The 12256-nt window shown below is 68.7% G+C and carries 11 protein-coding genes and 7 pseudogenes; 4 read left to right on the top strand and 14 right to left on the bottom strand.

Annotated features, from left to right (window positions below; genetic code table 11):
* Positions 1-13 precede the first annotated feature (13 nt).
* The 4 genes and pseudogenes from M878_RS000000100575 to M878_RS86860 all read right to left on the bottom strand — a co-directional run.
* A pseudogene (locus tag M878_RS000000100575) lies at positions 14-379 on the bottom strand (hypothetical protein); the annotation flags it as partial.
* On the bottom strand, positions 322-495 hold the full coding sequence (locus M878_RS86865; protein WP_158692834.1) for a hypothetical protein: 174 nt from the start codon (positions 493-495) through the stop codon (positions 322-324). The gene M878_RS86865 and the pseudogene M878_RS000000100575, both read right to left, overlap by 58 nt.
* Before the next feature lie 296 nt (positions 496-791).
* Positions 792-1274 carry a DUF6114 domain-containing protein gene (locus M878_RS49865; protein WP_023552874.1) on the bottom strand — a complete coding sequence of 161 codons (483 nt, stop codon included), beginning with the start codon at positions 1272-1274 and terminating at the stop codon, positions 792-794.
* Positions 1275-1359: 85 nt separating this feature from the next.
* The gene (locus M878_RS86860) at positions 1360-1983 is read right to left on the bottom strand and encodes a DUF6230 family protein (RefSeq protein ID WP_023552873.1); all 624 of its coding nucleotides are present in this window, start codon (positions 1981-1983) and stop codon (positions 1360-1362) included.
* Between the two features lie 314 nt (positions 1984-2297).
* Between M878_RS86860 and M878_RS000000102020 the strand changes: the two are divergent.
* Positions 2298-2776 (top strand): annotated as a pseudogene (locus tag M878_RS000000102020) (winged helix-turn-helix domain-containing protein); the annotation flags it as partial.
* Here M878_RS000000102020 and M878_RS95345 read toward each other — a convergent pair.
* The 8 genes and pseudogenes from M878_RS95345 to M878_RS86835 form a co-directional block, all read right to left on the bottom strand.
* Positions 2777-2942 (bottom strand): annotated as a pseudogene (locus M878_RS95345) (IS5 family transposase); the annotation flags it as partial. It abuts the pseudogene before it with no gap.
* On the bottom strand, positions 2936-3199 hold the full coding sequence (locus M878_RS86850; protein ID WP_023552871.1) for an acyl carrier protein: 264 nt from the start codon (positions 3197-3199) through the stop codon (positions 2936-2938). The gene M878_RS86850 and the pseudogene M878_RS95345, both read right to left, overlap by 7 nt.
* Positions 3200-3217: 18 nt before the next feature.
* On the bottom strand, positions 3218-4450 hold the full coding sequence (locus M878_RS86845; RefSeq protein WP_031226925.1) for a beta-ketoacyl-[acyl-carrier-protein] synthase family protein: 1233 nt from the start codon (positions 4448-4450) through the stop codon (positions 3218-3220).
* Entirely contained in the window at positions 4447-4749 is a 303-nt protein-coding gene (locus M878_RS000000101545; protein ID WP_023552869.1) for a 3-oxoacyl-[acyl-carrier-protein] synthase III C-terminal domain-containing protein, read from the bottom strand. The genes M878_RS86845 and M878_RS000000101545 overlap by 4 nt, the downstream gene beginning before the upstream one ends.
* 236 nt (positions 4750-4985) lie before the next feature.
* A pseudogene (locus tag M878_RS000000101540) lies at positions 4986-5111 on the bottom strand (3-oxoacyl-ACP synthase); the annotation flags it as partial.
* Positions 5112-5158: 47 nt separating this feature from the next.
* Entirely contained in the window at positions 5159-5482 is a 324-nt protein-coding gene (locus M878_RS000000101535) for a ketoacyl-ACP synthase III (protein WP_023552868.1), read from the bottom strand.
* A gap of 6 nt (positions 5483-5488) precedes the next feature.
* A complete protein-coding gene (locus tag M878_RS49850; RefSeq protein ID WP_209445588.1) occupies positions 5489-6697 on the bottom strand; it encodes an aminotransferase class I/II-fold pyridoxal phosphate-dependent enzyme in 1209 nt (402 codons plus the stop codon).
* A gap of 514 nt (positions 6698-7211) precedes the next feature.
* A complete protein-coding gene (locus M878_RS86835) occupies positions 7212-8408 on the bottom strand; it encodes a GNAT family N-acetyltransferase (protein ID WP_023552866.1) in 1197 nt (398 codons plus the stop codon).
* A 442-nt stretch (positions 8409-8850) separates the two neighbouring features.
* On the opposite strand from M878_RS86835, the pseudogene M878_RS92565 reads away from it, so the two are divergent.
* Positions 8851-9105, top strand: a pseudogene (locus tag M878_RS92565) (hypothetical protein); the annotation flags it as partial.
* Positions 9106-9194: 89 nt separating this feature from the next.
* Positions 9195-9437: pseudogene (locus tag M878_RS86825) on the top strand (RICIN domain-containing protein); the annotation flags it as partial.
* Between the two features lie 353 nt (positions 9438-9790).
* Here M878_RS86825 and M878_RS95340 read toward each other — a convergent pair.
* Positions 9791-9949: pseudogene (locus M878_RS95340) on the bottom strand (preprotein translocase subunit SecY); the annotation flags it as partial.
* A gap of 231 nt (positions 9950-10180) precedes the next feature.
* Here M878_RS95340 and M878_RS86820 point away from each other — a divergent pair.
* Positions 10181-11557, top strand: coding sequence for an MFS transporter (locus M878_RS86820; RefSeq protein ID WP_023552863.1), 1377 nt, complete (start codon positions 10181-10183; stop codon positions 11555-11557).
* 89 nt (positions 11558-11646) lie between these two features.
* Here the strand turns inward: M878_RS86820 and M878_RS86815 are convergent.
* Positions 11647-12256: PucR family transcriptional regulator (locus M878_RS86815; protein WP_023552862.1), on the bottom strand; the 610-nt coding region annotated here is incomplete at its 5' end.

Here is a 12256-nt window from a genome sequence, read left to right as displayed (position 1 = left end):
GCCGAACTTCATCTCATATGAATGCTTTGTGAATCCCAAAGGGGCAGTTATCAACCCCGTCCCCCCATGCCTTACGACCGGGCCAAGGATCCGGCGGTCGGAAAGGGATTCCCCGGTTTCCGCCCTGCCCTGCCTTTCGAAGCACTTTCTCCAGCAGCGTGAAGGATCTGGGCGTCCCGCTCGGCTGCGGCTTGCCCTCCTCGTGACCCACGACGCGGTAACCGGCGTGCCGCTAATAGGGGTTGAGCTGGGCGTTACCGGCCAAGCAGTCCAGGCGCGCACCAGTCCGTCCCACCGCAGCCACCCGGCGTTCCACGGCGCTCAGCAACAGCCTCCGGGTGCCCGCTTCATCGCCTGCGTCGGCGTGTACCGATCCTGCTCCACGTCCTCGCGCAGCTCCTCGGACAACTCTTGCCTACAGAGGCGGGTGCCGGCGTACTCCTCCTCCAGCTCCGCCCGCGCAGCCGCGGACAGGTTGGCATCGTTCTCCCGCATGTGGCCGCGCGTCAGCACACCCGCGGCGGCTCCCCTCCCTGCCGATGCGCCTTCTCCTGTGCCTGCTCCGTTTTCATCTGCTCCCTTTAGGGCCGGCTGCCGCGCCGGAGCCGGGGCAGCGTATCGGCCACCCACCGTGTGGCCGGGTACAGGGCCAGGACCCGCCGGCCACGGCCAACGCGCAGGCAGGTGGCCGGGGTACGCGGCCGAGCGCCGGAGCGGTCCTTGTCGTGCGGCCCTGGTGGTGGCGCTCGGGCTCGTGGTCGCAGGAGTGCGCGGTCCGGCCTGCACGGCCGTCAGGTGTCACTTCGGCCCTCTCCCGCCGGAACCGGTGCGGCCGTGCGGTCACCGGGTGGCGTCGACGGCTCGTCGGCCGTGGGCGGCATCCAGGCACAGGCCAGGGAGCCGCCGATCAGGCCGGAGGCTGCGCCGAGGAAGAGGCCGCCGAAGTTCGCGACGGGAAAGGAAATGACGGCGAGGAGGAGGGTGGCAATCCCGGCGAACGCACGAAGGTGGGGGCCGTACCAGAGCGCGACACCCAGCGCCAGGAGCAGAGTCCCGATCACCAGGGATCCGGCACCCGACGTGGTCGACAGGGCGAGTGGAACCCCGCCCAGGTCCAGGTTGGCGTAAGGCCAGTAGAGGATGGGCAGACCGGCTGCGAACGTGAACACCCCTGCCCAGAAGGGGCGTTCGCCACGCCAGGTTCTGAACGTCCGCCTGAACTCCACTGCGGTGGAAAGCAGTTCACGTCGTCTGTCGAAGGGTTTGATGATCACGCGTCCTGTCCTGATTCAGTGATGCCATGGCCCCGCGAGGAGGAGGGAGGCCCGGGCCTGCGGCCCCTGCGCACGGGCCGCCGGGTCAGGGGCACGGATGGCTGCCGTGCTCGAGCCGCAAGCGCAGACCCGGAACGCTGAACGTGCCGGCGGAGACCGTGACGGCACTCACTCGCAGGTCGGTCAGGGTGGTCGACAGAGCTTGCTGGCCCACCCCGTCAGGGGCGAAGAACCGCGAGTTCCTGTCTTGGGGCTCGACCGACCCCTTGGCCAGGGCGCCCTGAGCGACTCCGATGTCGAGGCCGCTGAAATTCGCGCCATCGGCGGACTCGGCCGTCGCGTCGATGAACAGGTCCGACGCCTCGGCCGGCCGGTCGTCACCGCCGGTGAGCCGCAGAGTCTGTGTGCCCAGCACCGGGATGTCGACGAGAATGGACTGGCACAGCCCCCTGACCGTCGCGTGCCGGAACCCGTTGACCACGACGGGTACGAGTTCATGTTTCTTGGTCACGTCGACCATGCCGTAGAGGCTGAATCCACGGGCGGTCAACGAGTCGGCGGAGACCTGAAACCTCTGACCGGAGATGAAGAACGAGGCGGCGAGCACTCCTTGCGCCATGGCGATGCCGACCGTCGCGCACGCTGCGACGCCGGACACCAGGACCACCGCGAAGCGCCTCCAGCGGGTTCTCCCGGCGCGGTGCGACATCCCGTCTCCTTCAGTGGTGAGGTGAACCCGCCCGTGCCGGACGAGGGAATATATGCCCTTTTTGTCCGGTGATGGATCCTAGGGTTCCGGGTGCAGCAACCGACTGCACTCCAAGTCCGCCGTACGAGTGACGCAAGTCTTGCTGGGCTCTTCGGGCGACAGTGACTTGGAGCCAGTCGGGTGACACGAGGGTTGCGTCCACGGAAGTGGCGTACGGGTTCGACCTGATCCGGGGGTTTGCTCCGTCATCGGGGTGGAGTCCGCACAGACGAACGGCCACCGGCTGATCTTCGAGGTGTCGAAGCCCGAAGGAGAGTGAGCGGTCGGTGGAGCGGTGGCGCCGGGCCTGGCGCGAACGCGGGGAGGCCGGGGTCCTGTCGAAGGGCTCTCCAGGCCGCCCGAGACTCAGTCCGGCGCAAATTGCCAGGCCGGAGCGGGAGTTGGAGCGTGGCCCGCTCGCCCATGGCTGGGCGGACCAATGGTGGACCCTGGCCCGGGTGAAGACGCTGATCGGTCGGCTGTTTCACGTCTGGTACATGGTGGAGCGCACCTGGCGCCTGCTGTAGCGGCACGGCTGGTCGTGGCAGCAGCCCGCCCGCCGGGCGATCGAGCGCGACGAGGATGCGGTCGAGCTGTGGAAGAAGGAGGTCTGGCCGCGGGTAAAAGTACCGCGGCAGCGTGCGACGGCTGGATCGTTTTCGAGGACGAAGCCGGGCAGGCGATGACGCCGCCGCGCGCCAGGAACTGGGGCCGCAAGGGCCATACCCCGGTAGTGCGGGTGCGAGGCCGGGGTGATGTGGATCTTGGTGGTGAAGCCTCCTCGTGACCGGCCCAGGCCGTGGTCGTCGGGTTCGGACACGGATACGGCCTGGTGGCTCTTCCTGGACCTGTCCGTCGCGGCGGGCGCCTGCGGCGTGTTGATGGGCCCGGCAGGTCGTGGAGTCGACGTTGATCACTGAGGAAGGGACGCGCCTTGGGTGAGATCGGCAGGGAGCTTGCTGTCGATGAACTGCGCGATGCTGCCGACGGTGTCGCTGGCTTGGATGTCGCCGTCCTCGACGGTGATGCCGAAGTCGCTGTTGACGCGCAGGCTCAGTTCCACCAGGGCCAGCGAGTCGATGTCGAGCTGTTCCAGGTTGCTGTTGGGGGTGATGGTTTCGAGGGGGACTTCGGCGACGCGGCTGACCAAGTCGGCGAGGCGGTCGAAGGCGGACATGGTTCTCCTTGACGGGGTTCAGGGGGCGGCGAGGACAAGCACGCTGTTATGGCCGCCGAACCCGAAGGAGTTGCTGACGGCGTACGTGCCCTGGTGGGGTCGGGGCGCGTGGGTGACGAGGTCGATGTCGCAGGCCGGGTCGACTTCGCGTGTGCCGGATGTAGCGGGGATCTGCTGCTTTTCCAGGGTGAGGGCGGTAAGTGCGGCCTCGATTGCCCCGGCCGCGCCGAGGGCGTGGCCGAGCGCGCCCTTGGTCGAGGTGATGGCGGGGTGGTGGGGGAAGAGGCGGGTGAGCAGGCCGGCTTCGATCCGGTCGTTGGCGCGTGTTGAGGTGCCGTGTGCGTTGACGTGGGTGATGTCGGCCGGTGTCAGACCGGCCCGCTGCAGGGCCTGGCGCAGGGCCTTCTCGGCGCCGTGGGCGTCGGGGTGGGGTGCGGTCGCGTGGTGGGCGTCGGTAGTGGAGGCGTGTGCCAGCAGCAGGGCGTGGATATGGGCATCGCGGGCGGTGGCATCCTGGGGCCGTTCCAGCACGAGCGCGGCGGCGCCTTCGGCGATGACGAATCCGTCCCGCTGCCGGTCGAAGGGACGTGACGCCAGGTGGGGTTCGGGGTGGGTTGACAGGGCTCTGATCTGGGCGAAGCCCGCGACTGCCATGGGGGTGATGCCGGCCTCCGCGCCGCACACGAGGGCGATGTCGCAGCGGTCGGTGGCGAGCAGGTCTTGGGCAAGGCCGATGGCGTCGGCGCCCGAGGCACAGGCGGTGGAGACGGTGAGGCTGGGACCGCGGGCGCCGAAGTACAGGCTCAGGAACGCGGCTGTCATGTTGATCAGCGAGGCGGGATGATGGTACGGCGAGACGGCCCCGGGCCCCTGAGCAGCAAGTACCTGGTGTCCCTCGGTGACGGTCTGGGAGCCGCCGGCCCCGGTGCCGGCGATGACGGCGACGCGGTCGGCGGGCCACTGCGCTGGATCGAGCCCGGCGTCGCTGAGCGCCTCGTCCGCGGCGTTGAGCCCGAAGCGGGTGACCGGGTCGAGGTTTCTGATGCCCTTGCGGAGCATGACGGGCCGTGCCAGCGGCGCGGAGACACGGCAGGACAGGCGGACCGGCAGATGGGCCAGTGCCGGATCGACGGCGGTAGTGGAGGCGCCGTCGCACACCGTCTGCCAGGTGGTGGCGGCATCGCCGCCACCTGGAGTGATCATCCCCAGGCCGGTGACCGCGACGGGCCACACGGTGCTCGTCTCTTTCATGCCGAAGCCCCCGTCGAAAACCTCTCGGCGCCGGGCTCGGACACTGCCACGGCACGCGGCCAGATCAGGGTGGTGGAGCCCCACGACAGGCCACCACCGAACGAGGTCAGGACCACACGGTCACCGGCTCGCAGCCTCCCCGAGGAGGCGAGCTGACTGAGCGCGAGCGGAATCGAGGCGGTAGCGGTGTTGCCGGTCCGCTCCAGGCACACGACGCGGCGCTCCGGCTCGATGCCCAGGACATCGCCGACGAGGGCGAGGATCCTGGCGTTGGCCTGATGGCCGACCAGCCAGTCCACCTGCCGAGGGTCCACCCCGCGGCATCGACCACGGCCCGGGCCGAGGCAGCCATGCGTTCGACCGCCTGCCGGAAGACCTGGCGTCCCTCCATCCGCAGGTGCCGGCCGTCACCGCCGCCCGTGGTGTGCGGGCGGCGGGAACCGCCTGCAGGCGTGATGACCAGCCCGGCCAGCGCACCGTCGGTGCCCAGATCAAACGGTCCGAACGTACCAGCCTCTCCCCGATCGGCAGCCTCCAGCAGCACGGCCCCGGCTCCGTCCCCGAAGACCACGGCCGTGTCACGGTCCGAGGGGTCCACCAGACTGCTCATCACATCCGTGCCGATGACCAGGACAGCGTCGGCCTGCTCGGCCGCAACCATGGCGGCGGCACAGGCCAAGGCGTACAGGAAGCCGGCACAGGCAGCGTTCACATCCCACGCGGCCACACCGCCCAGTCCCAGACGCGCCGCCACCAGCCCAGCGGCGCGGTGGCCGGGCAGGGATGGTCAGGCGACATCGTCGCGACCACGACCGCCTGCACAGGATTGGTGGCCTGCTCAATCAACGGTGCGGCGGCCGCCACCGCCAGATCGGAGGCCGCGGTGCCGGGAGCCACGCGCCTGCGCTCACAGATGCCGGTCCGGCGCTCGATCCACTCCCCGCTGACACCGAGACCGGCGCCGATCTCCTCGTTGCTGACCACGTGCGCGGGCAGCCAGCCACTGATACCGCGCAGTGTCACCCCACGCATGACCGATCAGTCGCCCCTCGCCTCGGCCACTGCCGCGACCAACGCGTCCGCGACCATGCCCAGCTGATGCGGCTGATGATCGGCGGTGACGGTCATCCGCAGCCGGGCCCGCCCGATGCCGACGGCGGGGTAGACAACGGGGAAGACGTGGATCCCCTGAGTGCTCAGCTTGTGAGCCGCCCGGACGCACGTCTCTTCCTCTCCCGTCACCACCGGAACCACATGGTCGCTGCCCAGGACATCGATGCCCTGGGCCCGCATGCGCTCGCGCAGCAGCCGGGAGTTCTCCGCGAGCCTCTCCCGCAGTTGCGGCTCGCTGCGGGAGATGCGCAGCGCCGCCGTCGCCGCGGCGACCAGCACGGGAGACAGGCTCCCCGAGAACAGCCGCGACCTGGCCAGATCCCTCAGCCACTGCATGACCGCGGCGTCTCCCGCGATGAACCCGCCCTGCACGCACAGTGCCTTCGACAGCGTGCCGACATGGAAGTCGACCTTCACGCCCTGGACTTCTGTAAGCCCCCCGCCCGTGGCGCCGAAGCAGAATTCGGAGTGCGCCTCATCCAGCACGACGCGGGCACCGTACCGACCTGCGACGTCCACCATGGCCTTCAGCTCGGGCACGTCACCGTCCATCGAATACAGTCCCTCGATGCACACGAGCCGCTCGCCTGTGCAAGGCACCTGCTTCAACACGGTCTCAAGATCCTCGGGATCGTTGTGGCGGAACACCCGCAACTGTGCACCCGACAGCCTCACACCATCGACGGCCGAGGCGTGTGCATGACGATCCAGGACCACTGTGTCCCCCGGCCGCATCATGCCGGCGATGAGCCCGAGGTTGGCGGCATAGCCGCTGGAGAACAGCGCGGCATCGTCCTGCCCGCAGTGCTGGGCCAGATCTCGTTCCAACGCACCGTGTAACGGCGTGGTCCCACACGCCAGCGGAGCCCCTCCGGAACCGGCACCGTAGGACTCCAACACCTCGCGAACGGCCTGAGTGATCTCCGGACGCCCGGCCAGACCCAGGTAGTTGTACGACGCCATGTTGATGACGTCCTGCGTATCCCCGGTGTCCGCACGGAGCATCGCCCCCACCGCGCCCGGCAGCCCGCAAAGCGGTCTGCCGTAGACCTGGTTGCTCTGCCGGCCACGCCACCCGACGTAAGCACGCGCGGTCTCGGCAATGCCTGATGATCGCGCGATGAATCCGTCCATGGCCTGCCGGCGGGACGGCACCTCAGGGACATCGGTCACAACGCACATAAGGGATCTCACCTCACATCTCATTCGAGGTACCGCCCATCAGAAGAACCCGAATTGGGCGCCAGCCAGTATCGCCACACCTTCATCCCGGTCGCCCGCGACCGTCACTCCCAGAGGGGAGAGCACAGGGAGGCGCGCAGAAGCACGAACGGGACCAAGAACACCACCCTTCGCTCGGCCCAGGGACAGAGCCACTCACGGACTCCGAAGACCCAAGGGACGAACCGCCTTCGCGTTGAGCGGACGTTCGTCTCACATCGGTGTCCCAAAGTCCGAGGAAGGGACATTGTCAACGAGAAACTGACATCCGAAACCTGAGTCAATAACCGGTAGCAGCTCTCGAAGTGACAGCAACCTCTCGATGCACTGTCCCTTGGGCCGGACAAGCTGGGTCTGTCAATCGAACAAGCTGCCACGCGCCGGGGCGCCGTGCGCGCCCCGCTGCCCTGGAGGCGCTCGCCCGGCGTTACAACGAGAGTGTGCTCCTCCCCCTGGGCTCCGCCGTAGCACTGGTGCGGGACGCTGCATGGCCCGTCCCGCGCGCGTAGAGCCGGTGGGTCTGGGTGTGGACGCCACCGAGGGCCTCGGCGTGCCGGCGCGAGGCATGGTTGTCCTCCAGGACCCAGGAGTACGAGAGCTCGGTGTATCTGAGACGGAAGGCGGCGCGTTGGGCCTGCGTGAGCATGGCCGCGGCGATGCCGTGGGAACGGTGCCCCTTTGCCACGCCGATGGCAACGATGCGAACACGATCGATGCGGCGGGTGGCCCGCGCGATCCGCATCAGCCCAAGAGGCAGGCCGAAGGTGGTGAGACGGCCACGGGCTGCGCGGAGCGCCTGGTGGGCGTCTGGAAGGCACAGAAGGAAGGCGACGGGCTCCCCGTGGATCTCGGCGATCTGCAGGAGGTCGGGGCGCAGAAGGGGTTTCAGCTGTTTCACCATGTAGCCGAATTCCGCGTCGTCGATGGGGACGAAGGCGTAGTTGTGCGCGAACGTGTCGTTGTAGAGGTCCCGGACGATCGCCACATCGGTTTCTGTCTTCTTCGGGTCCATCGGCCGCACCGTGAGGCCCGGAGTGGCGAGGGCTCGTTCCGCGGATTCACGGTATTCGCTTGGAGGTTCTCCGTCGCAGGGCATCTGAATGGAATAGGAGACGAGATCCTTGGCCTTTTTGAATCCACATGCGGAGAACAGTTCCGTGTAGTACGGCGGGTTGCGTGGGAGCAGCAGGACGTGCGGCTGGTCGAATCCAAAGACCTGCAGTCCGCACTCGTCGTTGGCAGTGAAATTGAGGGGGCCGAAGGTACGGCACATCCCCTGCGCGGCGAGCCAGCCGTCCGCAGCGTCGAAGAGCGCGGCCGCAGTCTCGGTGTCGTCGATGCACTCGAAGAGGCCGATCAGTCCGCAATGCGGGTCGTGTCGCTCGTTGTAGCGCGGGTCGACGGCCGCCGCGATCCTGCCGACGACGGTGCCGTGGCGGCGCGCGAGGAAGAGACGGACCGTGGCCACCCGGTGGTACGGATTGCGGGCCGGATGCAGGAAGGAGCGCCGCTCCCGCTCCAGCGGGGCCACCCACAGCGGGTCGTCGAGGTAAAGGTCGTACGGGAGCCGGATGAAGGCCGTCAGGTCGGGGCGTTTGCCAACCGGTGTGACGATGGTGCTCATGAGACGCGGTCCGGGAGGGTGCGCCGGACCCTCGCGCGTCCGGGGACAGGCGAGGGTGCAGTGGGGACAGGTCGGAAGTCGGAGACGACCGACGGCACGGCGGGCTCATCTTCCGCCGCGTCCGGTGCCGACGGCTGGACCAGCGTCAGCCAGCACGTTTTGGTATCTGCCACGGCGAGCGAATGTACGCGGACTACTCACAGAGTCTGGAAGTTACTGCCGTTGTCTCACACCATCGAGTGAGACGTGCCCCAGAGCATCTACCCGTTGGCATGCGGCTACGCGGTGAGGTGAAAGGCCGGAGAACCGCCGAGGGTTCCAACGCATCAACGACGTCGTCGGCCAAGGCCAGCCCTCATCGATGATCTTCCCCCTTGCGTACAACGAAGGCTGACCGAGAGCTCGCCGTCCAGAACCGACGTGCCTTACCTCCGATCAGCGCGGTGTCGACATGGCGTTCCTCTTCGATGCTGCCCTGTTCACGGCACCTGCCGACCAGCGGTTCCCGCATGTGGTCATGCGCCGTACCGGAACCCGCGAGATCTTCCAGGTCAACTTCAAAACTCGGCAAGGGTGGACATGGGCGGTCTTCGCCAATCACTGGCCGTCCCGCCGGGGCGAGCGCCTGGAGTCGGCTGCCTACCGCGCGGTTGTCGGGGAAACCCTCGCCTACTTCCACGAGCGCACCTCAAGGTAAGTGGCACGGATACCCGGTGCTGGTCATGAGTGGCTTCAACGGTGAGCCCTTCGACACCTCGCTGACCCAGCACGCTCTTTGCCAACGCGTACTCGAAGCTGTGCGCCGATGACTACGGAGGCGGTACCGCACCTGGCACCGCCGTGATCCAGTGGAGCTGTACCGGCAACAGCAACCAGGAACGGCACGTCGCCCCGTTGCCGTCCGGCGACTACACCATCACCAATGTCCACAGCGGACTGTTCCTGACGACGGCATCCACGTCGGACGGTGCACCGGTTTTGCTGCAGACGGACACCAATTCCACGCTGCAGCAGTGGGCGATCGACTGAGGGGCCTGAAGAAGGGCTCGTACGCCAGGACTCGGCCACCACGGTCGGGCCGACACAGTTGATCCGTGCCCTGACGGCATCGAGCCTGTGAACCGCTCCGGCTCTGAGGGAGGCTCCGACTCCCCCAGAGGATCGAGCCATGGCACGTCCGTCCGTCCCCCCACCCCGCTGAGCTTCGCGAACGTGCGGTGCGCATGGTCGCGGAGATCCGACCGAATTACCCGACCAGGTGGGCCGTCCGCAAAGCTGAGGTGCACGCCGCCGTTCCCGGGACTCTCGTTGGACGGCCCCCAGGGGGTCTGAGGGGGACGATTCGTGTCAGCGGAGGAACCCTTCGTAGTTGTGCTGCTGCTCAACGCCGCTGTTGGTACGAGCGCGATCAGTCCGAGATACAGGGAGCCCGGCCAGGTGATCCGGTTGAGCACGTAGCCGACATACTCGGCCGTCGGGCGGCCGGCCCGGATGCCCGGGATGAAGCCGCCGTACTTCTTCATGCTGTCGGCTGCCTCTTCAAGGCTGCGTCTACAACCCGCGCACGTGCACCGCGGCCCGGGAACTACGCGCCCCGCAGGCCCCAGCACTGTGGCGCCCGTTCTGCGGCTTCTCCAGCAGCGCCTTCATGGTGTGTGCGCGCACTCCGAAGCCCGAAACTATGGTGTCCCACCACATACGCCTCTGACCTGCACGTTCCTACGGTGTGGCGACACGCAAACGTCCCCGTCGAACGCCAGGAAGTGGTGCCGATGTCGTCGCCCACAAGCGCTCCACCAGCCCCGTCCAGACTCCCCCGTATCGTCGCCGCCAGCCTCATCGGCACCACCATCGAGTGGTACGACTTCTTCCTCTACGGCTCCGCCGCCGCGCTGGTGTTCAACAAGCTGTTCTTCCCGGACTCCGACCCGCTCGTCGGGACGCTGCTGTCGTTTCTGACGTATGCCGTCGGGTTCGCGGCCCGCCCGTTGGGGGCACTCGTGTTCGGGCACTACGGCGACCGGCTGGGGCGGAAGAAGCTGCTGGTGCTGAGCCTGGTGATGATGGGCGGGGCGACGTTCGCCATCGGGCTGCTGCCCACGCACGCCACGGTCGGGGCCGCCGCACCCGTGCTGCTGACCACTCTGCGGCTCGTCCAGGGGTTCGCGCTGGGCGGCGAGTGGGGCGGTGCCGTCCTGCTGGTGTCGGAACACGGGGACGCGCGGCGGCGCGGGTTCTGGGCCTCGTGGCCGCAGACCGGCGCGCCGGCGGGCCAGTTGCTCGCGACCGGCGTGCTCTCGCTGCTCACCGCCGTACTCTCCGACGACGCCTTCGGGACATGGGGCTGGCGGATCCCGTTCCTGCTCTCCGGGGTGCTCGTGCTCATCGGTCTGTGGATCCGGCTGTCCGTCGACGAATCGCCCGTGTTCAAGGAGGCGTTGGCGCAGGCCGAGTCCCGGCGGGCGGAGGAGCCGGAGAAGCTGCCGCTCGTCTCCGTGCTGCGCCACCACTGGCGGGACATACTGGTGGCGATGGGCGCCCGCATGGCCGAGAACATCAGCTACTACGTCATCACCGCCTTCGTCCTCGTCTACGCCACCACATCGGCCGACGTCTCCAAACAGACCGCGCTCAACGCCGTACTCATCGGCTCCGCCGTGCACTTCGCCGTCATCCCGGCCTGGGGGGCGCTGTCCGACCGGGTCGGGCGGCGGCCCGTGTACCTGCTCGGCGCGGCCGGTATCGGTGTGTGGATGTTCCCGTTCTTCTCGCTCGCGGACACCGGCTCGTTCGGGTATCTGGTCCTGGCCGTCACCGTCGGGCTCGTGCTGCACGGCGCCATGTACGCGCCCCAGGCCGCCTTCTTCGCCGAGATGTTCGCCACCCGGATGCGGTACTCGGGCGCGTCCATCGGCGCTCAATTCGCCTCGGTGGCGGCCGGTGCACCGGCCCCGCTGATCGCCACCGCCCTGCTCGACGACTACGGCAGCTCCACCCCGATCGCCCTGTACGTGATCGCCGCCTCGGTGCTGACCCTGGCCGCCGTGGGTGTGGCGCGGGAGACACGCCACCGGGACCTGGCCCGTGTCGAGGGTGAGGGCGGCGAGTCCGCCGGTACGAGTCCCACTGCGGAGGCGCGGACGGTCTGACCGGCGGTGCTCACCCGCGCGTGCCCCCTGGCCCGGCTGTCCTGCACGCACCCTTTCCCCGGCCCCCGTACGGCACATCCGTACGGGGGTCAGCGTCTGTCCGGGGACGCCAACCGGTGGAGCCGCAGGGCCAGTTGGATCTCCAGGGCGCGGGCCGGGGTCTGCCAGTCCTCGCCCAGCAGCCGGCCCACCCGCTCCAGCCGCTGGGCGACGGTGTTCACGTGGACGTGCAGCGCGTCCTTGGTGCGGGCCGGGCTCATCCCGCAGGCGAAGTAGGCGTCCAGGGTGCGTAGCAGTTCCGTACCGCGTCGCTCGTCGTAGGTCACGACCGGGCCGATGGTGCGGTCGACGAAGCCGCCGACGTCCCGTTCGCCCGCAAGGAGCAGGCCGAGGAAGCCGAAGTCCTCGGCCGCCGCGCCGTCCCCGGCGCGGTTCAGCAGGCGCAGCGCGTCCAGACAGCGCCGGCCCTCGGCGTAGGCGGCGGCGACGGTCTCGGGGTGCGTGGTGAGGCCGGTGACCGGGGCCGAGGCGCCGACCGTGACGGGTTGGTGGACGGCCGTGCCCAGCTGGCGGGCGGTGCGGCGGGCCAGGTCGGTGGCGCTGTCGTCGACGGCGAGCGGCAGCAGCAGGACGGTTCCGCCGTCACGGGCGGCGGCCAGGCCCTGCCGGGTCGCGGCGAGGTGCGAGGCGGCCGACCAG

Source organism: Streptomyces roseochromogenus subsp. oscitans DS 12.976, from assembly GCF_000497445.1.
Lineage (GTDB): Bacteria > Actinomycetota > Actinomycetes > Streptomycetales > Streptomycetaceae > Streptomyces > Streptomyces oscitans.
Note: the sequence above shows the minus strand (reverse complement) of the source record. Positions and strands in the feature narration are given on the sequence as shown.

Bases quoted from the DNA above. Each gene is read 5' to 3' on its own strand.
- M878_RS86850 (WP_023552871.1), bottom strand. From the start codon at position 3,199: ATGTCCGCCTTCGACCGCCTCGCCGACTTGGTCAGCCGCGTCGCCGAA.
- M878_RS000000101535 (WP_023552868.1), bottom strand. From the start codon at position 5,482: ATGCGTGGGGTGACACTGCGCGGTATCAGTGGCTGGCTGCCCGCGCAC.
- M878_RS86835 (WP_023552866.1), bottom strand. From the start codon at position 8,408: ATGAGCACCATCGTCACACCGGTTGGCAAACGCCCCGACCTGACGGCC.
- M878_RS86860 (WP_023552873.1), bottom strand. From the start codon at position 1,983: ATGTCGCACCGCGCCGGGAGAACCCGCTGGAGGCGCTTCGCGGTGGTC.
- M878_RS49850 (WP_209445588.1), bottom strand. From the start codon at position 6,697: ATGGACGGATTCATCGCGCGATCATCAGGCATTGCCGAGACCGCGCGT.
- M878_RS86865 (WP_158692834.1), bottom strand. From the start codon at position 495: ATGCGGGAGAACGATGCCAACCTGTCCGCGGCTGCGCGGGCGGAGCTG.
- M878_RS86845 (WP_031226925.1), bottom strand. From the start codon at position 4,450: ATGAAAGAGACGAGCACCGTGTGGCCCGTCGCGGTCACCGGCCTGGGG.
- M878_RS86820 (WP_023552863.1), top strand. From the start codon at position 10,181: ATGTCGTCGCCCACAAGCGCTCCACCAGCCCCGTCCAGACTCCCCCGT.